This window comes from Burkholderia cepacia complex sp. TUM26381 (assembly GCF_057439935.1).
Window position 1 is genome coordinate 3,485,568 of record NZ_CM172006.1, and the last position, 18,472, is coordinate 3,504,039.

The following is an 18,472-nucleotide window of genomic DNA, read 5'->3' on the forward strand; positions in this document are numbered from 1 at the left end:
CCCTGTCCGCCGGCCCCGCCTGTCGGGCCCGCGCTTTCGCCTGTCGTTCGGACGACGGGCGGGGGCTTGACAGGTATGTTTCAATGAATGGTTGTGCGCCCCGGCTCGCAGCGCGAGGGCGCGACGCACATCCTGGTTTTGACCCCGATTCACGAACCACAGGCGACCGACATGGCCACTCCCGTCACCATCCTTACCGGCTTCCTCGGCAGCGGCAAGACGACGCTGCTCAAGCGCATCCTGAACGAACAGCACGGCATGAAGATCGCCGTGATCGAGAACGAGTTCGGCGAAGAGAACATCGACAACGAAATCCTCGTGCAGGATTCGAACGAGCAGATCATCCAGATGAGCAACGGCTGCATCTGCTGCACGATCCGCGGCGATCTGGCCCGCGCGCTCGGCGATCTCGCCGCGAAGAAGCGCGAAGGCAAGCTCGACTTCGACCGCATCGTGATCGAGACGACCGGCCTCGCGAACCCGGGTCCCGTCGCGCAAACCTTCTTCATCGACAGCGAAATCGCCGACGATTTCCTGCTCGACGCGGTCATCACGCTCGTCGACGCAAAGCACGCGAACGCGCAGCTCGACGAACACGAAGTCGTGCAGCGCCAGGTCGGCTTCGCCGACCGCCTGTTCATCACGAAGTCGGACCTCGTCGACGACCAGACCGTCGCCGGCCTCAAGCACCGCCTGATGCACATGAACCCGAAGGCCGTGATCAAGGTCGTGAACTTCGGTGAAGCCGACATCAAGGAAATCTTCGACCTGCGCGGCTTCAACCTGAACGCGAAGCTCGAGATCGACCCCGACTTCCTCGCCGAAGACGACCACGCGCACCACCACCACGATCACGACCATGATCACGATCACGCCGATTGCGACCACGATCACGGTCAATGCGCGCACGATCACGACCATGGCCACCACCATCACCACCACGCGCACCACGACGACAAGATCAAGTCGTTCGTGTACCGCAACGACCGCCCGTTCGATCCGAACAAGCTGGAAGACTTCCTCGGCGGCATCCTGCAGATCTACGGCGAGCGGATGCTGCGCTACAAGGGCGTGCTGTACATGAAGGGCGTCGACCGCAAGGTCGTGTTCCAGGGCGTGCACCAGATGATGGGCAGCGACCTCGCCGCGAAGTGGCTGCCGGTCGAAAAGAAGACCAACAAGATGGTGTTCATCGGCGTCGACCTGCCGCAGGACCTGATCACCGACGGCCTCGACGCCTGCCTCGCCTGACGCGCACGGGCACCCGCCGCGCACGGCGTCGCCCGGCCGCCTTTCCCGGCGGCTGAGGCATCTGCGCGGCGCCCTTTTCGGGCAGGGTTTCGCCGTCATCGCTTTTTCGCGATTTGCGCGTTATATTTTCTAGATATTGGCGCAGCCGACGGGGATCGACCCGATACGGCGCCCGCTTGCGATTCAGTTACAATACGTGCCCGCTGGAGTACGGCAACAAACAGGCCCGGTTCTTGCTGAACCAGTTTTCCGGGCATCGCAACCGCGCCGGATCGCCAATCCGCCTCCCGGCCGCGGCCGATGCGATGTGCCGCGCAGCACACCGGTTCGCAGCGCGCACAACTCCGCGCCAGGCCTATCCTGGTATTTGAGAACCGGTTTTCCAGAGGCTTTCGGCCCCGCGGCGGCAAATCGCAAATGATTGCAAGCGCGGTTGCGGGTAATCCCAAAGTGCAGGCAATATCTCTCGATTTGCCGCACATTGAAGAAGCAAGCAGATGACGAAGAAACTCTTGACCGAAGCCGAAATCCTGAAGATGAGCGACAAGGATTACATGAATGAGGATCAGCTCGCCTTCTTCAAAAATCGGCTCGAACAGTTGCAGGCGGACATCCTCAAGAATGCAGGCCAGACGACCGAGAACCTGCGCGAGACGGTGATCGTGCCCGATCCCGCCGATCGCGCGACGATCGAGGAAGAGCACGCGCTCGAGCTGCGTACGCGCGACCGCGAACGCAAGCTCCTCAAGAAGGTTCAGCAGTCGCTCGCCCGCATCGACTCCGGCGATTACGGCTGGTGCGAGGAAACCGGCGAGCCGATCGGCATTCCGCGGCTGCTCGCCCGTCCGACCGCCACGCTGTCGCTCGAAGCGCAGGAGCGCCGCGAGTTGCGCCAGAAGCTGTTCGGCGACTGATCGAGCGGCGTTCCGCTCAGACACGCTGCTTCCCGAAAGCGCGCGGCCTGCCGCGCGCTTTTTGTTTTTCCGGCACCGGTTCCCGGCGTGCCGATTTGCCCCCCGCCTCTTGATATCCCGGCGCCCGCCCTAAAATGAAACGGACGCGCGCCGGGCCGCTCCCCGGCGCACTGCGGATTCACGCGGCGGCGCCTCGCGCCGCCCGACTCTTCCCCGTTTTTCTCAAGGAACGCAGATGGAGCAATTTCACGGCACGACCATCGTTTCGGTCCGGCGCGGCGACAAGGTCGCGCTCGGCGGCGACGGCCAGGTAACCCTCGGCAACATCGTCATGAAGGGTGGCGCGCGGAAAGTGCGGCGGATCTACAACAACCAGGTTCTGGTCGGATTCGCGGGCGGCACCGCCGATGCGTTCTCGCTGCTCGACCGCTTCGAGGCGAAGCTCGAGAAGCACCAGGGCAACCTGACCCGTGCGGCCGTCGAGCTCGCGAAGGACTGGCGCACCGACCGGATGCTGCGCCGCCTCGAGGCGATGCTGATCACGGCCGATGCCACCACCACGCTCGTGATCACCGGCAACGGCGACGTGCTCGACCCCGAAGGCGGCATCTGCGCGATCGGCTCGGGCGGCGCCTACGCGCAGGCTGCGGCCCGCGCGCTCGTCGAGAACACCGAGCTGTCGCCGCGCGAGATCGTCGAGAAGTCGCTCGGGATCGCCGGCGACATGTGCATCTACACGAACCACAATCGCATCATCGAAACGATCGAGTAAGGACCGCACCATGAGCACCATGACCCCTGCCGAGATCGTCTCGGAACTCGACAAGCACATCATCGGCCAGGCGAAGGCGAAGAAGGCCGTCGCCGTCGCACTGCGCAACCGCTGGCGCCGCCAGCAGGTCGCCGACCCGCTGCGCCAGGAAATCACGCCGAAGAACATCCTGATGATCGGGCCGACGGGCGTCGGCAAGACCGAAATCGCGCGCCGCCTCGCGAAGCTCGCCGATGCGCCGTTCATCAAGATCGAAGCGACCAAGTTCACCGAAGTCGGCTACGTCGGCCGCGACGTCGACAGCATCGTGCGCGACCTGATCGAGATTTCGGTCAAGCAGACCCGTGAAACCGAGATGCGCAAGGTGCGCAGCAAGGCGACCGACCAGGCGGAAGACCGCATCCTCGACATCCTGCTGCCGCAACCGCGCGCGGTGGGCTTCGGCAGCGATGCCGAACACGCGAACGACGACAACAACGCGACGCGCCAGACGTTCCGCAAGCGCCTGCGCGAAGGCCAGCTCGACGACAAGGAAATCGAGCTCGACCTCGAGCAGCCGTCGGCCGGCATGGACATCATGGCGCCGCCGGGGATGGAAGAGATGACCGAGCAGATCCGCTCGATGTTCTCGAACCTCGGCAGCGGCAAGAAGCAGCGCCGCAAGGTGAAGATCAAGGAAGCGCTGAAGCTGCTGACCGACGAGGAAGCGGCGAAGATGCTGAACGAAGAGGAAGTGAAGACGAAGGCCGTGCAGAACGTCGAGCAGAACGGCATCGTGTTCCTCGACGAGATCGACAAGATCACGTCGCGCAACAACGAAGGCAGCGGCGGCGAAGTGTCGCGCCAGGGCGTGCAGCGCGACCTGCTGCCGCTCGTCGAAGGCACGACGGTCAACACGAAGTACGGGATGGTGAAGACCGATCACATCCTGTTCATCGCGAGCGGCGCATTCCACCTCGCGAAGCCGAGCGACCTGATCCCCGAACTGCAGGGCCGCTTCCCGATCCGCGTCGAGCTCGATTCGCTGTCCGTGAACGATTTCGAAGCGATCCTCGTCGCGACCGACGCAAGCCTCGTCAAGCAGTACCAGGCGCTGCTCGCGACCGAAGACGTGCAGCTCGAATTCGCCGAAGACGGCATCCGCCGCCTCGCGGAAATCGCGTTCGCGGTCAACGAGAAGACCGAGAACATCGGCGCGCGCCGACTGTACACGGTGATCGAGAAGCTGCTCGAGGAAGTGTCGTTCTCGGCCGGCAACCACACCGGCGAGCGCGTGACGATCGACGCGAAGTATGTCGATCGCGCACTCGGCGAAGTGTCGCAGGACGAAGATCTGTCGCGCTACGTGCTGTAACGCGCGCGGCGCCGGACGAAAAACGGGCGGCCCCTTTCCGGGGTCGCCCGTTTTTTCATGGCGATGCGATGTGGCGCACGTGCCTGCCCCTGGAACGCGGCTGATGGCCGGCGCGCTCGTGCGTCCCTATAATCGGGATTCCTCAGACCACGAACAGACGCATTCGTCACCGCATTCGAATGACCATCTACCCGTCCATCGCCGGCCGGTTCGTGCCGGCCCTGCTCGCGCTCACGCGCGCCGACATCCTGTCGCTCATGCGCCGGATCAGGCGAGATTCGCTGCGGCGCTACAACGTCGCGCTCGTACTCGCGTGGCTGGGCACGCTGGCGGGTATCGCACTCGCCAGCGTCGCGATCAGCATCGGCATCCAGCGCCTCGCGAGTGGCGTATCGACAACGCCGTGGCCGATGGCCATTCCGATCGTGATCGGCGGGTTCGCGCCGTTTCTCGCGAATATCGTCTACTCGGCGCTGATCACGCTCCTGCTGAAACGCGAGATCGTCGCCTGCCTGCCGCGAACGTCAGGCTTGCCCGGCTGACGCGCCCCGCTTACTGCCGCACCGGCTTCTTCGCCAGCTTGCGCTGCAGCGTACGGCGGTGCATGTTCAACGCGCGGGCGGTTGCCGAGATGTTGTTGTTGTTCTCGGCCAGCACGCGCTGGATGTGCTCCCATTCGAGCCGGTCGACCGACAGCACGACCGGGTTCTCGAGCGCCTCGTCGGCCTGCACTTCGGTCGCGTTGGTCTGCAGCGCGGCCAGGATCGACTCGACGTTCGCCGGCTTCGCGAGATAGTTGTCCGCGCCTTCCTTCACTGCCTGCACGGCTGTCGCGATGCTCGCGTAGCCGGTCAGCACCAGGATCCGCGCGTCGGGCTGCAGGTCGCACAGCGGCGCGATCAGGCTCAGGCCCGAATCCTCGCCGAGATGCAGGTCGACGGTGATGAACTGGAACTTGCTGCCGGCGGCGAGCCGGAGCGCCGCCTCCTTGTCGTGCGCCTGCTGGACCGCGTAACCGCGGCGCTCGAGGCCGCGCGCGAGCGTGCCCGCGAACACCTCGTTGTCGTCGATCACCAGGAAATTGTTCTCGCTCATGTGGTTTCTCCGTCTACGTGTTGGTTGAGGCGGCCGGCGCCGCGACGCGCACGACCGGCAGGCGCAGCACGGCCCGCGTGCCGCGCGCGGCGGTCGCACCGGCCGGGCGGCTGTCCGGCATGCCGGCCGTCCGTTCGGCCGCACGTTCACCCGTGCGCTGGCCCGCGCGGGGGCCCGATACGGCTGCGGCGTGGCCATTTGCCGCACCGCCGGCCCGCCCGTTGCCGCCCGCCGCGCGCGGCACGACATCGGACAGTTCGATCTCGCCGCCAAGCCGCGCGGCCGCACTGAACGCGAGATACAGGCCGACCCCGTGCCCGCCCTGCGTGCTGTCGACCGGCATCGCGCCGAGCGATTCGCGCAGCGAGGCCGGAATGCCGGGCCCGTCGTCGCATACCTCGAATTCAATTTCGTCGACCGTGCCGCCGTGCGCGACCTTCGCGGCCAGCGTCACGCGCTGCGGGCTCGCCCGCGCGGCGTTGTCGAGCAGGATCGTCAGGATCTGGCCGGCCGCGACCGTATCGTCGAGCGCGACGCCCGCCGGACGCGCGCCGAGCGATTCGAACTGCACGTGCGGATGCCGCAGGCGCCAGTGCTCGACGAACGTGTCGAGCCAGTCGTCCACCGGCTGGCGGCTTGCCGGCGCGCTCGCGCGGCTGCGCAGGCGCGCGAGCGCCGACGTGCAGAGCGTCATCTGTTCCTCGAGCACCTTCAGGTCGGCCTCGTAGCGCGCGAGCCCCGGATCGGCGCGCGCGGCGTCGCGCAGCTCTTCGGCGAGCATCGCGATCGTCGACAGCGGCGTGCCCATCTCGTGCGCGACGGTGGCAGCCTGCACGCCGAGCGCAACGGCCCGCTCGTCGCGCAGCAGATGCTGCTGCGCTTCGCCGAGCGCCGAATCGCGCTGGCGCAGCGCATTCGACATGCGCGCGACGAACCACGCGATCAGCCCGACGCTCACCATGAAGTTCGCCCACATGCCGGTACGGTAGTAGTCGAACAGGTTCGCCGGGTTGTCCATGTTGAGCGGCACCGAATCGAAGCCGAGTGCCGCATAGCACGCGACCGCGAACGCCGCGAGCCAGATCATCAGGTGCCACGGCAGCACGGCCGCCGCGATCGCGAGCGACGGCAGGTACAGCGACACGAACGGGTTGGTCGTGCCGCCCGACAGGAACAGCAGCGCGGACAGCGCGCCGAGGTCGACCCACAGCTGGCCGAGCAGCTCGAAATTGGTCTCGGGCCGGGCGCGCAGCACGCGCACCCAGGTCAGCGCGTTGAAAACGATTTCGAGCGCGATGACCATCAGCATTGCCGGTAACGGCAGGTGCACGCCGAAATAGGTCTGCACGACGCCGATCGTCACGAGCTGGCCGATGATCGCGAGGTTGCGAAGCCAGAACAGGTGACTGAGGTTGACGCGCCCGGTGGTGGTGATTCGTTGCATCCGAGCAGTTTACCCGTTTAGCGGGCGGCGCCTCTAGCGGGGCCGGATCGGATCGCGCGGGCGGGGTGCGCCGCGGGCACGGCGGCCGCCGTCAGCCGGTCGCGCCGGCCATGCGTTGCGCGATCTCGTCGGCCAGGCACTCGGGGCACCGGCAGCGCGTGCCGGCCGCAGGCAGCGTGCCGCCGGGCACCACCGGCATCGACGCGCACCAGCAGTCGAACGGCTGCGTATGCGCGCCACAGTCGAAGCCGCGCCCGCAATGCGGGCAGCGCGCGCGGCGCGGTGCGGAGCGGGCGGCGGCGGCGGCGGCGGCGGCAGGATCGGTCATGGCGCAATCGCGGAAGCGGGCGGGAAATCGCCCCACGCGACAAGCATAGCGCGGCGCACGGATTTTGCACGCCGGCCATCCGGCCGAGGCCCTTCGCAAACACGCGCGCGCCAGCCCGCCGGCGACACCCGCGCGCCGCGGCCGGAATCGCGCCGCGCCATAGCCGGCGGGCCGCCGCGCGCCGTGCCCGCCTCGCGCCGCCGGTGTTCCGGCCCGCCCAAAAACCCGATGCTGCGCTGCGCCACTCCTGTACAATTCGCCGTGTTTCAACTGTTCCCAGCCAGAGCCGCCGCCATGTCCGAGCCCATCGACCTCTCGCAGATCGCCCCCACGCTGAAAGCAGAAATCCTCGCCGAGGCGCTGCCGTACATCCGTCGTTACCACGGCAAGACCGTGGTCATCAAATACGGCGGCAACGCGATGACGGAAGAGCGGCTCAAGCAGGGCTTCGCGCGCGACGTGATCCTGCTGAAACTGGTCGGCATCAACCCGGTGATCGTCCACGGCGGCGGTCCGCAGATCGATCACGCGCTGAAGAAGATCGGCAAGGCCGGCACCTTCATCCAGGGCATGCGCGTCACCGACGAAGAGACGATGGAAGTCGTCGAGTGGGTGCTGGGCGGCGAAGTGCAGCAAGACATCGTGATGCTGATCAACCACTTCGGCGGCCACGCGGTGGGCCTGACGGGCAAGGACGGCGGCCTGATCCACGCACGCAAGCTGCTGATGCCGGACCGCGACAACCCGGGCCAGTACATCGACATCGGCCAGGTCGGCGAAGTCGAGGCGATCAACCCGGCGGTCGTGAAGGCGCTGCAGGACGACGCGTTCATCCCGGTGATTTCTCCGATCGGCTTCGGCGAAGACGGCCTCTCGTACAACATCAATGCGGACCTCGTCGCGGGCAAGCTCGCGACCGTGCTGAACGCCGAGAAGCTGCTGATGATGACCAACATCCCGGGCGTGATGGACAAGGACGGCAACCTGCTGACCGACCTGTCGGCGCGCGAGATCGACGCGCTGTTCGAGGACGGCACGATCTCCGGCGGCATGCTGCCGAAGATCTCGTCGGCGCTCGACGCCGCGAAGAGCGGCGTGAAGTCGGTGCACATCGTCGACGGCCGGATCGAGCATTCGGTGCTGCTGGAAATCCTGACCGAGCAACCGTTCGGCACGATGATCCGCTCGCATTGAGCGCGCGCCGCCAGCCAGTCAGCCCCGACCTTCCGGCCCCGCTGCGGCGCCGGCGCATCTCGCGCAGCCGGCCGCGCGCCGGCGCGCCCGTCTGGCTGTTCGACCTCGACAACACGCTGCACCACGCATCGCACGCGATCTTTCCCGAGATCAACCGTGCGATGACGCAATACATCATCGATACGCTGCAGGTCGAGCGCGCCGAAGCCGACCGCCTGCGCAACGACTACACCGAGCGCTACGGCGCCGCGCTGCTCGGCCTCACGCGCCACCATCCGATCGACCCGCACGACTTCCTGCGCGTGGTCCACACGTTTTCCGACCTGCCCGCAATGATCCGCGCCGAGCGCGGCCTCGCGCGCATCGTCGCCGCGCTGCCGGGCCGCAAGCTGATCCTGACCAACGCGCCGGAGAACTATGCGCGCGCGGTGCTGCGCGAGCTGCGCATCGAGCGGCTGTTCGAGCGCGTGATCGCGATCGAGCACATGCGCGACCGCCGCACGTGGCGCGCGAAGCCCGATCACACGATGCTGCGCCGGACGCTGCGCGCCGCCCATGCGCGCCTGTCCGACGCGATTCTCGTCGAAGATACGCGCGGCCACCTGAAGCGCTACAAGCGTCTCGGCATCGGCACGGTATGGATCACCGGCCACCTGCCGGGCCATCTGCCGGTTACCGGGCGTCCCCACTATGTCGACCAGCGCATTCGTTCGTTAAAATCGCTCCGACTGGGCACACGATCGGGGCGACAAAAATGCAGCCGACTTACCCGCAGGACCAAGCCGTAACGGACGATCAGGCATCACCCACCCGCACCCGTACGCGCCTGAAGCCGGGCGAGCGTCGCGTGCACATCCTGCAGACGCTCGCAACGATGCTCGAGGCGCCGAAGCGCGAGAAGATCACGACGGCGTCGCTGGCGGCGCGGCTCGACGTGTCCGAAGCCGCGCTGTACCGCCATTTCCCCAGCAAGGCGAAGATGTACGAAGGGCTGATCGAGTTCATCGAGCAGTCGCTGTTCGGCCTCGTCAACCAGATCGTCGAGAAGGAACCGAACGGCGTGCTGCAGGCCCGCACGATCGCGCTGACGATGCTCAGTTTCGCCGCGAAGAACCCCGGGATGACGCGCGTGCTGACCGGAGAGGCGCTGGTCGGCGAGGACGAGCGGCTGACCGAGCGCGTGAACCAGCTGCTCGACCGCATCGAAGCCACCGTCAAGCAGTGCCTGCGGGTCGCGCGCACGGAGGCGAATGCGCCCGGCGGCGCCGCGCCGTTCGCGCTGCCGGCCGATTACGACCCGGCCGCGCGGGCGAGCCTGCTCGTCAGCTACGTGATCGGCCGCTGGCACCGCTTCGCGAAAGGCGGATTCCAGAAACCGCCCGGCGAGCAGGCCGATGCGCATCTGCGGCTGATCCTGCAGTGAGGGGACGCTGACGGCACGCCGCGCCACCCGCGCCGGAATCCGCCTCCCGCAAATTCCGCTATACTTTGCCGACTTGCCGCCCCTCGGGTGGCAGGTCGGAAGCGCGCCGATTTGCTGACTCGATTGCGGGCGCGCGAACCGGCCGGGGCGTTGATGGTGTCTTTGTCCCGGCGGTTCACTACAAATGCGGCTAAAGAGGTCGTCAGCCGCGCACCTCCGACTCCGCGCATCGCCGACACCATTTAGCTGCCCAGTCATAAGGCGGAACGAATGGAATCGATCGGCATCGTCGCTCCACAGACCATGCACTTCGCCGAACCGCTGCGCTTGCAAAGCGGCAGCGTGATCGGCAACTATCAGCTCGTCGTCGAGACGTACGGCGAACTCAACGCCGCGCGCTCGAACGCGGTGCTCGTCTGCCACGCGCTCAACGCGTCGCACCACGTCGCCGGCGTCTACGCGGACGATCCGCGCAGCACCGGCTGGTGGGACAACATGGTCGGGCCGGGCAAGCCGCTCGACACCAACCGCTTCTTCGTGATCGGCGTGAACAACCTCGGCTCGTGTTTCGGCTCGACCGGCCCGATGAGCGTCGATCCGTCGACCGGCAAGCCATACGGTGCGCGCTATCCGGTCGTCACCGTCGAGGACTGGGTCCACGCGCAGGCGCGGGTTGCCGACGCGTTCGGCATCGAGCGCTTCGCCGCGGTGATGGGCGGCAGCCTCGGCGGCATGCAGGCGCTCGCGTGGAGCCTGATGTATCCGGAGCGCGTCGCGCACTGCATCGACATCGCGTCGACGCCGAAGCTGTCCGCGCAGAACATCGCGTTCAACGAGGTCGCGCGCTCGGCGATCCTGTCCGATCCCGATTTCCACGGCGGCGACTACTACGCGCACGGCGTGAAACCGAAACGCGGCCTGCGCGTCGCGCGGATGATCGGCCACATCACGTACCTGTCCGACGACGACATGGCCGAGAAATTCGGCCGCGCGCTGCGCCGCGCCGACGGCGCGCTCGACGCGTACAACTTCAGCTTCGACGTGGAATTCGAGGTCGAGTCGTACCTGCGCTACCAGGGCGACAAGTTCGCCGACTACTTCGACGCGAACACCTACCTCCTGATCACGCGCGCGCTCGACTACTTCGACCCGGCGAAGGCGTTCGACGGCAACCTGACGGCCGCGCTCGCGCACACGCAGGCGAAGTACCTGATCGCGAGCTTCTCGACCGACTGGCGCTTCGCGCCCGCACGTTCGCGCGAAATCGTGAAGGCGCTGCTCGACAACAAGCGCACGGTCACCTACGCGGAAATCGACGCGCCGCACGGCCACGACGCGTTCCTGCTCGACGACGCGCGCTATCACAACCTGATCCGCGCGTATTACGAACGAATCGCCAACGAGGTGGGTGCATGAACCAGCAAGCGCTGAATTCCCTGTCCGCGCGCGCGGACTTCCGCACGATCGCCCGCTGGGTCGAGCCGCGCTCGACCGTTCTCGACCTCGGCTGCGGCGACGGCTCGCTGTTGTCGCTGCTGATGGAAGAACTGGACGTCACCGGTTACGGGATCGAACTGAACGACGCGGGCGTGCTCGCGAGCACGAAGAACGGCATCAACGTGATCCAGCAGAACCTCGAGGACGGCCTGCGCCTGTTCGAGGACCACAGCTTCGACATCGCGATCCTGTCGCAAACGCTGCAGACGATCCACCAGACGGCCGCGATCCTGCGCGAAACGGCGCGCGTCGGCCGCGAGTGCATCGTGTCGTTCCCGAACTTCGGTTACTGGTCGCACCGCCTGTCGGTGCTGCACGGCCGGATGCCCGTGTCGAAATCGCTGCCGTACCAGTGGCACAACACGCCGAACGTGCGGGTGCTGACGATCAAGGATTTCGAGGCGCTCGCGCCCGAAGTCGGCGTCACGATCCTCGATCGCGTCGTGCTGCACGAAGGCCAGCCGATTCGATGGGGAGCGAACTGGCGTGGTAGTCTTGCTGTCTACCGCGTCAAGCGCAGCTGAGCCAGGGGGCCGTTGACGGACGCCGACGGCCCGCACGCTCGTGCGGCCGCGCTCCTGTGCCACCCGCGCCGCCGCCTGCGCTGCCGCCGCAATCAGTCAACGCTACCCAGTTCCAGTCCATGTCGAAAACGCCACACGAGGCGCCCGCACTCACCGCTCACGAGGAGCACCCCGGCTGGCGAGCCTATCTGAACACGCACATGCTGATCTGCGTGTTCCTCGGCTTCACGTCAGGTCTGCCCCTCTTCACGCTCGTCTACCTCGTGCAGGCATGGCTGCGCTCCGAGGGCGTGAACCTGAAGGAAATCGGCCTGTTCGCGCTGATCCAGTTCCCGTATACGTGGAAGTTCCTGTGGGCGCCGCTGATGGACCGCTACATCCCGCGCCTGCCCGGCTGGCGGCCGGGCCGCCGGCGCGGCTGGATGCTGCTCACGCAGGTGCTGGTCGCGGGTGCGATCGCCGCGCTCGGCTTCGTGTCGCCGCGCGACTCGATCTGGACGGTGGCCGCGCTCACGACGCTCGTCGCGTTCTTCGGCGCGAGCTCCGACATCGTGATCGACGCGTACCGCCGCGAGCTGCTGCGCGATACCGAGCAGGGCCTCGGCAACGCGGTGCACGTGAACGCATACAAGCTCGCCGCGCTGATTCCCGGCTCGCTGGCGCTGATCCTGTCCGACCACATGCCGTGGGACGCCGTGTTCGCACTCACCGGCGCGTTCATGCTGCCGGGCATCCTGATGACGCTGCTCGTGCGCGAGCCGGAAGTGGTCGGCGTGCCGCCGCGCAACCTGCGCGACGCGATCGTGCTGCCGTTCCGCGAATTCATCCAGCGCGACGGCTGGGCCGGCGCGCTGCTCGTGATCGCGTTCATCTTCCTGTTCAAGATCGGCGACACGATGGCGACCACGCTGTCGACGTCGTTCTTCCTCGACATCGGCTTCACGCGCACCGAAATCGGCATCGTCGCGAAAACCACCGCGCTCGTCGCGAGCGTCGCCGGCGGCATCATCGGCGGCATCTGGCTCGTGAAGATCGGCATCGGCCGCGGGCTGTGGATCTTCGGCGCGCTGCAGATGGTGTCGACGCTCGGCTTCGCGTGGCTCGCGCAGCTCGGCCCCGGCTCGCCGGCGCTCGCGATGCTCTACGACTTCACCGTCTCGACGAGCCACGCGATCGCATCGGCACTGTCGGTGTTCGGCATCGCCGTCACGCCGCAATTCAGCCCGATGACGGTCGCGCTCGCAATCGTCTACGGTTTCGAAACCTTCACGACGGGCCTGACGATGGCCGCGTTCGTCGCGTATATCGCGAGCACGACCGACCCGCGCTACACGGCCACGCAGTTCGCGCTGTTCACGAGCCTCGCGTCGGTGCCGCGCACGCTCGCGTCGGCTGCGAGCGGTTTCGTCGTCGCGAAGATCGGCTGGTTCGACTACTTCATCGTGTGTACCGCGCTCGCGATTCCCGGCATGCTGCTGCTGTTCAAGATCGCGCCGTGGAACGGTACCGCACGCAACGGCGAGGCCAGCCGTGCGCAGTGACCGCCTGCACCGCGTCGCGCGCGTTGCGGCCTCGTTGAGCATCGGCGCCGCGGCACTCGCTGCGACGTTCGCGCACGCGTCCGACACCGCTGCGCCTGGCGCGGGCACCACGCCGGCTGCCGCACCCGCCACGCCAACCGCGCCCGCAACGTCCACCGCACCCGTCGCGCCGTCCGCCGCCGAAGCCGCGCAGCCGACCGGCGCCGCGGTGCCGGCAAAGGCCTATACGCCGACGCCGCAGCAGGTGCGCTACGGCAACGCGATCGCGTTCCGTACGCTGATCCCGTCGCCGCTGCTCGAACAGCTCACCGCGAACGAATACGCGCAGATCGTGCAGGCCGCCGCCGACAGCAACCGGCTGCTGCCCGCGAACCAGCCGCGCGTGAAGCGCCTGCGCGCGATCGTCGCGAAGCTCGCGCCGTATTCGGTGAAGTGGAACGATCGCGTGAAGAGCTGGAACTGGGACGTCAACGCGATCCGCTCGCGCGACATCCGCCTGACCTGCCTGCCGGGCGGCAAGGTGCTCGTGTACGGCGGCATGCTCGACCGCGTCCGCCTGAACGACGACGAGCTCGGCGTGCTGCTCGCGCACGGCATCGCGCATGCGCTGCGCGAACACGCGCGCAGCAACTTCAGCACGGCCTCGCAGACGTCGCTGCGCGCCGCCGCGCTGCCGCCGCTGTTTGGCGTCGGCGATCCGCTGCCGCAGGCGCTGAACCTCGGCGAGCGCCTGCAGGCGCTCCACTACGACCCGACCGACGAGACCGAAGCCGACGTGATCGGCGGCGACATCGCCGCCCGCGCAGGCTTCGATCCGCGCGCCGCGATCACGCTGTGGGACAAGCTCGCGGTTGCGACGCGCGCGAACAAGGCCACCGGCTTCATCTACACGCACCCGTACAGCACCGCGCGGCGCCAGGATCTGCTGAACCGGCTGCCGGACCTGATGCCGCTGTACGCGAAGGCGACCGGCAAGCGCGTCGACACGCTGCCCGACTACGCCGGCATCAGCGCGCAGCGGCGCAAGGTCGTGCGGCGCTGAGCGCCGCCGCGTGACATCGAACGCTAAGCGTCCACCGCGGCCGCGATCGGACGAACGCCGCTTTCGCGCATCCAGCGCACCTCGTCACCCGGGCTGCGGCCGAACAGCCGCTTGAATTCGCGACTGAACTGCGACGCGCTCGCATAGCCGACGCGCGCGGCCGCCGTACCGGCGCCCACCCCGTCCTGCACCATCATCAACCGCGCCTGGTGCAGCCGCGCGGCCTTCACGTACTGCATCGGCGACGTCGCCGTCACGTGCTTGAACTGCGCATGGAACACCGCGAGGCTCATCCCGGCCTCGCGCGCGAGCGTCTCGACATCGAGGTCGGCCTTCAGCTCCGCATGGATGCGCCGCAACGCCTTCGCGATGCGGCCGAAGTGATGCTGCTGCACGAGCGCCGCGCGCATCGCGTCGCCCTGCTCGCCCGTCAGCACGCGATACGCGATCTCGCGCATGATCGCGGGCCCCAGCACGCGCGTGTCGTGTGGCGACGCGAGCGCTTCGAGCAGCCGCACGACCGCGTCGGCCAGCGGCGCGTCGAGCGGCGTTGAATAGACGCCGAGCGGTTCGCTGGCGGCGGCGCCGAGCGTCTCGTCCAGCAGGATCGCGAGCTCGGCGATCACCGCGAGGTCGACGCGGATCGAGATCGCGAGAAACGGCTCGTCCATGCTCGCGAACGTCTCGCACTCGAATGGCAGCGGCACCGACAACACCAGGTACTGCTGCGCGTCGTACACGAACGAGCGATCGCCCAGATAGCCGAGCTTGCGCCCCTGGCACACGACGATGATGCTCGGCTCGTACAGCACCGGCATGCGCGGCGCGGGACGGGTCACGCGGATGAAGCGCACGCCGTCGAGCGCCGCGAGCGTGTCGCCATCGTTCGGCGCGAGGCGCGTGTGCAGCTCGATCATGCGGCGCTGCACGCGGTCGCCCGCGTCGGCCAAAAGGGGCTGGAAGCTCATCGGCGTGGTCCTGTCCGGCAAGAGAATCTGGCTCGCAATGTAGCACCTTGAATGCGTTTTGACGGCTGTTAGCGTGCAGTTCAAGAGGAATAGGCAAATCTTCCAGACCTTCGTGTATTTCGCCGCGGCGTCGCGCTCCTTACGATGACGTCCTGCCTCGCCGCATCGCCACATGATGCGACGGCAGTCTGTTTCGCCGGATCCGTTCCGGACAAGGAGCCCACCGCATGAGCACTACCTATGCCTACGCGGCGACCGATTCGCAGTCGCCGCTCGCCCCGTTCGAATTCCAGCGTCGCGCGCTGCGCGACCTCGACGTCCAGATCGACGTCCTCTACTGCGGCGTCTGCCACTCGGACCTGCACCAGGCGCGCAACGAATGGCGCAACACGATCTACCCGGTCGTGCCGGGCCATGAAATCGTCGGCCGCGTGACCGCGACCGGCGCGCAGGTCTCGCGCTTCAAGGTCGGCGAGCTGGTCGGCGTCGGCTGCCTCGTCGATTCGTGCCGCACCTGCCCGAGCTGCGCCGACGGCCTCGAGCAATACTGCGAGAACGGCTTCGTCGGCACCTACAACGGCCAGGATCGCGTGACGGGCGACGTCACGTTCGGCGGCTATTCGACGCAGCTCGTCGTCGACGAGGCGTTCGTGCTGCGCGTGCCCGAGACGCTCGACCCGGCCGGCGCCGCGCCGCTCCTGTGCGCGGGGATCACGACCTACTCGCCGTTGCGGCAGTGGAACGTCGGCCCCGGCAAGAAGGTCGGCATCGTCGGGCTCGGCGGCCTCGGCCACATGGGCGTGAAGCTGGCGCGCGCGATGGGGGCGCACGTCGTGCTGTTCACGACGTCGCCGTCGAAGATCGAGGACGGCAAGCGCGTCGGCGCGCACGAAGTCGTGATCTCGAAGGACGAAGCGCAGATGAACGCGCACCTGAACAGCTTCGACTTCATCCTGAACACGGTCGCCGCGCAGCACGACCTGAACCCGTTCCTGCACCTGCTGAAGCGCGACGGCACGATGACGCTCGTCGGCGCGCCGGAGCACGATCACCCGTCGCCGCAGGTGTTCAACCTGATCTTCAAGCGCCGCCGCCTCGCGGGCTCGCTGATCGGCGGGATCGCGGAAACGCAGGAAATGCTCGACTTCTGCGCGGAGCACGGGATCACGTCGGATATCGAAACGATTCCGATGCAGCAGATCAACGCCGCTTACGAGCGGATGCTGAAGAGCGACGTGAAGTACCGGTTCGTGATCGACATGGCGTCGCTCAGGCAGTAAGCGCCGCGTCAAACGAAACGGGCCGCATGTCCGACATGCGGCCCGTTTTGCATGCGGCGGCTGCGCGACGCGGCGCAGCGCCGGCGATCACTTCTTGTAGTCGTAGTCGATCGTCAGCGGCGCATGGTCGCTGAACTTGATGTCCTTGAAGATCGACGTGCTTTTCGCGGTGCCGGCCACGCCCGGCGTCGCGATCTGGTAATCGATCCGCCACCCGACGTTCTTCGCGTACGCCTGGCCGCGGTTGCTCCACCACGTGTACTGCTCGGCGCGCGGGTCGAGCGTGCGGAATACGTCGACGTAGCCGACATCGTCGAACAGCTTCGTGAGCCACTCGCGCTCTTCCGGCAGGCAGCCCGAGTTCTTCTGGTTGCTCTTCCAGTTCTTGATGTCGATTTCCTTGTGGACGATGTTCACGTCGCCGCACAGGATCACTTCGCGCTTCTTCTTCAGCGCGGCGAGGTGCGGCATGAATTCGTCCATGAAGCGGTACTTCGCCTGCTGGCGCTCTTCGCCGCTCGAGCCGGACGGCACGTACACCGACACGACCGACAGCTTGCCGTAGCGCGCCTCGACGTAGCGCCCTTCGGCATCGAATTCGCTGCTGCCGAAGCCGATGATCACGTCATCGGGCTCGCGGCGGCTGTACACGCCCGCGCCGCTGTAGCCCTTCTTCTCGGCGTGGTGGAAATAGCTCTTGAAGCCGTGCGGCTCGACGAATTCGGCCGGCAGGTCGTCGGCCGATACCTTGATTTCCTGCACGCACACGCAATCGGCGCTCTGTTCGCCGAGCCATTCGAAGAAGCCCTTCTTCGCGGCGGAGCGGATGCCGTTCAGGTTGGCGGTAATCACTCGCATCATGTCGGGTTCCGTTCAGTTCGATGTTTTTACAGGGTGGCAGCTTAACGGATCTTCACGCCTTCGAGCTCGGGCTTCGGCGGCGGGAATTCCAGCTTCATGTCGGTCATCGCGCGCAGCAGCAGCTCGGCGATCATCACGTTGCGGTGCGTCTTCGAATCCGCCGGGATCACGTACCACGGCGCATGCTCGGCCGACGTCGCGGCGAGCGCGTCGCGGTACGCGGACTGGTACGCCTCCCAGTGCTTGCGCGCGTCGAGGTCGGAGATGTCGAACTTCCAGTGCTTGGCCGGATCGTCGATGCGCGCCTGCAGCCGCTCGCGCTGCTCGTCCTTCGAGATGTGCAGGAAACACTTGATGATCGTCGTGCCGTTCTCGAACAGCATCGTCTCGAAATCGCGGATCTGCCGGTAGCGGCGCTCGCACTCCTTGCTGTCGATCGCATCGAGCACGCGCGGCACGAGCACGTCTTCGTAGTGGCTGCGGTTGAAGATCGCGAGCTCGCCCGCGGCCGGCACCTGCGCATGCACGCGCCACAGGAAGTCGTGCGCGGCCTCGATCGGCGTCGGCGCCTTGAACGGCACGATGCGCAGGCCGAGCGGGTCGACATCGCGGAACACCGCGCGCACGGTGCCGTCCTTGCCGCTGGTGTCCATCCCCTGCAGCACGAGCAGCACGCGCTTCTTCTGTTGCGTGTGCAGGCGCTCCTGCTGCGTGTCGAGCTCGGTCGACACGGCCGACAGGCGTTCGCGGTCGGCGTCCTTCGAGCCGGACGAAAACGGCTTCGCGCCCGGGTCGAACGCATCGAGCTTGAATGCGGCGGCTTCCTTCTCGCGCGTGCTGTAGGGCACGCGGAAATCGTCGAGCGACGGTTGTTTCGCCATTCGTTCCTCCGTTGGACGGTGTGATGCATACGATAACGCATCCACCAAACGCAACGGGCCGCCCCGAACTGGTTCGGAGCGGCCCGTCGTCAAGCGCGGTTCA

General features: G+C 66.9%; 19 protein-coding genes. 13 read left to right on the top strand and 6 right to left on the bottom strand.

Annotation, left to right across the window (positions count from 1 at the left end; genetic code table 11):
* The first annotated feature begins 171 nt into the window (after positions 1–171).
* The 5 genes from ACWMMN_RS16385 to ACWMMN_RS16405 all read left to right on the top strand — a co-directional run bounded on the left by ACWMMN_RS16385 (position 172) and on the right by ACWMMN_RS16405 (position 4,833).
* Positions 172–1,251 (top strand): CobW family GTP-binding protein, encoded by a 1,080-nt coding sequence (locus ACWMMN_RS16385; RefSeq protein ID WP_059236574.1) that lies wholly within the window; start codon positions 172–174, stop codon positions 1,249–1,251.
* A 497-nt stretch (positions 1,252–1,748) separates the two neighbouring features.
* Positions 1,749–2,165 carry an RNA polymerase-binding protein DksA gene (gene dksA / locus ACWMMN_RS16390; RefSeq protein ID WP_006477498.1) on the top strand — a complete coding sequence of 139 codons (417 nt, stop codon included), beginning with the start codon at positions 1,749–1,751 and terminating at the stop codon, positions 2,163–2,165.
* A gap of 235 nt (positions 2,166–2,400) precedes the next feature.
* Complete coding sequence (hslV, locus tag ACWMMN_RS16395; protein ID WP_006477497.1) at positions 2,401–2,937, top strand: ATP-dependent protease subunit HslV; 537 nt, start codon at positions 2,401–2,403, stop codon at positions 2,935–2,937.
* A 10-nt stretch (positions 2,938–2,947) separates the two neighbouring features.
* Entirely contained in the window at positions 2,948–4,291 is a 1,344-nt protein-coding gene (hslU, locus tag ACWMMN_RS16400) for an ATP-dependent protease ATPase subunit HslU (protein WP_059232927.1), read from the top strand.
* Positions 4,292–4,470: 179 nt separating this feature from the next.
* On the top strand, positions 4,471–4,833 hold the full coding sequence (locus ACWMMN_RS16405) for a hypothetical protein (RefSeq protein WP_059232926.1): 363 nt from the start codon (positions 4,471–4,473) through the stop codon (positions 4,831–4,833).
* A gap of 10 nt (positions 4,834–4,843) precedes the next feature.
* Here the strand turns inward: ACWMMN_RS16405 and ACWMMN_RS16410 are convergent, their stop codons facing one another.
* The 3 genes from ACWMMN_RS16410 to ACWMMN_RS16420 all read right to left on the bottom strand — a co-directional run bounded on the left by ACWMMN_RS16410 (position 4,844) and on the right by ACWMMN_RS16420 (position 7,158).
* Complete coding sequence (locus tag ACWMMN_RS16410; protein WP_043184707.1) at positions 4,844–5,386, bottom strand: response regulator transcription factor; 543 nt, start codon at positions 5,384–5,386, stop codon at positions 4,844–4,846.
* A gap of 13 nt (positions 5,387–5,399) precedes the next feature.
* Positions 5,400–6,830 carry an ATP-binding protein gene (locus ACWMMN_RS16415; RefSeq protein WP_340624546.1) on the bottom strand — a complete coding sequence of 477 codons (1,431 nt, stop codon included), beginning with the start codon at positions 6,828–6,830 and terminating at the stop codon, positions 5,400–5,402.
* Between the two features lie 91 nt (positions 6,831–6,921).
* Positions 6,922–7,158, bottom strand: coding sequence for a cysteine-rich CWC family protein (locus ACWMMN_RS16420; RefSeq protein WP_486422852.1), 237 nt, complete (start codon positions 7,156–7,158; stop codon positions 6,922–6,924).
* Between the two features lie 294 nt (positions 7,159–7,452).
* Between ACWMMN_RS16420 and argB the strand changes: the two genes are divergently transcribed.
* The 7 genes from argB (at position 7,453) to ACWMMN_RS16455 (ending at position 14,379) form a co-directional block, all read left to right on the top strand.
* Positions 7,453–8,352: an acetylglutamate kinase gene (gene argB, locus ACWMMN_RS16425; protein WP_006490510.1), complete on the top strand. Its 900-nt coding sequence runs from the start codon at positions 7,453–7,455 to the stop codon at positions 8,350–8,352.
* Complete coding sequence (locus ACWMMN_RS16430; RefSeq protein WP_059232923.1) at positions 8,349–9,140, top strand: pyrimidine 5'-nucleotidase; 792 nt, start codon at positions 8,349–8,351, stop codon at positions 9,138–9,140. Before argB ends, ACWMMN_RS16430 begins: the two co-directional genes overlap by 4 nt.
* Positions 9,107–9,775: a nucleoid occlusion factor SlmA gene (slmA, locus tag ACWMMN_RS16435; RefSeq protein WP_059232922.1), complete on the top strand. Its 669-nt coding sequence runs from the start codon at positions 9,107–9,109 to the stop codon at positions 9,773–9,775. The genes ACWMMN_RS16430 and slmA overlap by 34 nt, the downstream gene beginning before the upstream one ends.
* Positions 9,776–10,045: 270 nt before the next feature.
* Entirely contained in the window at positions 10,046–11,191 is a 1,146-nt protein-coding gene (metX, locus tag ACWMMN_RS16440) for a homoserine O-succinyltransferase MetX (RefSeq protein ID WP_059232921.1), read from the top strand.
* Positions 11,188–11,796: a methionine biosynthesis protein MetW gene (gene metW, locus ACWMMN_RS16445; RefSeq protein WP_059232920.1), complete on the top strand. Its 609-nt coding sequence runs from the start codon at positions 11,188–11,190 to the stop codon at positions 11,794–11,796. The genes metX and metW overlap by 4 nt, the downstream gene beginning before the upstream one ends.
* Positions 11,797–11,915: 119 nt before the next feature.
* Complete coding sequence (locus ACWMMN_RS16450; RefSeq protein WP_174994147.1) at positions 11,916–13,337, top strand: AmpG family muropeptide MFS transporter; 1,422 nt, start codon at positions 11,916–11,918, stop codon at positions 13,335–13,337.
* Positions 13,327–14,379 (top strand): M48 family metallopeptidase, encoded by a 1,053-nt coding sequence (locus tag ACWMMN_RS16455; protein ID WP_256085356.1) that lies wholly within the window; start codon positions 13,327–13,329, stop codon positions 14,377–14,379. The genes ACWMMN_RS16450 and ACWMMN_RS16455 overlap by 11 nt, the downstream gene beginning before the upstream one ends.
* A gap of 23 nt (positions 14,380–14,402) precedes the next feature.
* Here the strand turns inward: ACWMMN_RS16455 and ACWMMN_RS16460 are convergent, their stop codons facing one another.
* A complete protein-coding gene (locus tag ACWMMN_RS16460; RefSeq protein ID WP_059232917.1) occupies positions 14,403–15,347 on the bottom strand; it encodes an AraC family transcriptional regulator in 945 nt (314 codons plus the stop codon).
* A 227-nt stretch (positions 15,348–15,574) separates the two neighbouring features.
* Here ACWMMN_RS16460 and ACWMMN_RS16465 point away from each other — a divergent pair, with 227 nt between their 5' ends.
* Positions 15,575–16,627: an NAD(P)-dependent alcohol dehydrogenase gene (locus tag ACWMMN_RS16465; RefSeq protein WP_256085357.1), complete on the top strand. Its 1,053-nt coding sequence runs from the start codon at positions 15,575–15,577 to the stop codon at positions 16,625–16,627.
* Between the two features lie 87 nt (positions 16,628–16,714).
* On the opposite strand, the gene ACWMMN_RS16470 is transcribed toward ACWMMN_RS16465, so the two are convergent.
* Both ACWMMN_RS16470 and ACWMMN_RS16475 read right to left on the bottom strand, forming a co-directional pair.
* The gene (locus ACWMMN_RS16470; RefSeq protein WP_486422853.1) at positions 16,715–17,488 is read right to left on the bottom strand and encodes an exodeoxyribonuclease III; all 774 of its coding nucleotides are present in this window, start codon (positions 17,486–17,488) and stop codon (positions 16,715–16,717) included.
* Positions 17,489–17,529: 41 nt separating this feature from the next.
* Positions 17,530–18,369: a PPK2 family polyphosphate kinase gene (locus ACWMMN_RS16475; RefSeq protein WP_256085358.1), complete on the bottom strand. Its 840-nt coding sequence runs from the start codon at positions 18,367–18,369 to the stop codon at positions 17,530–17,532.
* Between the last annotated feature and the right edge of the window lie 103 nt (positions 18,370–18,472).

What these genes read in the sequence shown, in the direction of transcription:
- slmA (WP_059232922.1), top strand. Translation starts at nt 9,107, where the DNA reads ATGCAGCCGACTTACCCGCAGGACCAAGCCGTAACGGACGATCAGGCA.
- ACWMMN_RS16410 (WP_043184707.1), bottom strand. Translation starts at nt 5,386, where the DNA reads ATGAGCGAGAACAATTTCCTGGTGATCGACGACAACGAGGTGTTCGCG.
- ACWMMN_RS16475 (WP_256085358.1), bottom strand. Translation starts at nt 18,369, where the DNA reads ATGGCGAAACAACCGTCGCTCGACGATTTCCGCGTGCCCTACAGCACG.
- dksA (WP_006477498.1), top strand. Translation starts at nt 1,749, where the DNA reads ATGACGAAGAAACTCTTGACCGAAGCCGAAATCCTGAAGATGAGCGAC.
- ACWMMN_RS16420 (WP_486422852.1), bottom strand. Translation starts at nt 7,158, where the DNA reads ATGACCGATCCTGCCGCCGCCGCCGCCGCCGCCGCCCGCTCCGCACCG.
- ACWMMN_RS16405 (WP_059232926.1), top strand. Translation starts at nt 4,471, where the DNA reads ATGACCATCTACCCGTCCATCGCCGGCCGGTTCGTGCCGGCCCTGCTC.
- ACWMMN_RS16470 (WP_486422853.1), bottom strand. Translation starts at nt 17,488, where the DNA reads ATGATGCGAGTGATTACCGCCAACCTGAACGGCATCCGCTCCGCCGCG.
- ACWMMN_RS16465 (WP_256085357.1), top strand. Translation starts at nt 15,575, where the DNA reads ATGAGCACTACCTATGCCTACGCGGCGACCGATTCGCAGTCGCCGCTC.
- ACWMMN_RS16450 (WP_174994147.1), top strand. Translation starts at nt 11,916, where the DNA reads ATGTCGAAAACGCCACACGAGGCGCCCGCACTCACCGCTCACGAGGAG.
- argB (WP_006490510.1), top strand. Translation starts at nt 7,453, where the DNA reads ATGTCCGAGCCCATCGACCTCTCGCAGATCGCCCCCACGCTGAAAGCA.
- ACWMMN_RS16415 (WP_340624546.1), bottom strand. Translation starts at nt 6,830, where the DNA reads ATGCAACGAATCACCACCACCGGGCGCGTCAACCTCAGTCACCTGTTC.
- hslV (WP_006477497.1), top strand. Translation starts at nt 2,401, where the DNA reads ATGGAGCAATTTCACGGCACGACCATCGTTTCGGTCCGGCGCGGCGAC.
- hslU (WP_059232927.1), top strand. Translation starts at nt 2,948, where the DNA reads ATGAGCACCATGACCCCTGCCGAGATCGTCTCGGAACTCGACAAGCAC.
- metX (WP_059232921.1), top strand. Translation starts at nt 10,046, where the DNA reads ATGGAATCGATCGGCATCGTCGCTCCACAGACCATGCACTTCGCCGAA.
- ACWMMN_RS16385 (WP_059236574.1), top strand. Translation starts at nt 172, where the DNA reads ATGGCCACTCCCGTCACCATCCTTACCGGCTTCCTCGGCAGCGGCAAG.
- metW (WP_059232920.1), top strand. Translation starts at nt 11,188, where the DNA reads ATGAACCAGCAAGCGCTGAATTCCCTGTCCGCGCGCGCGGACTTCCGC.
- ACWMMN_RS16460 (WP_059232917.1), bottom strand. Translation starts at nt 15,347, where the DNA reads ATGAGCTTCCAGCCCCTTTTGGCCGACGCGGGCGACCGCGTGCAGCGC.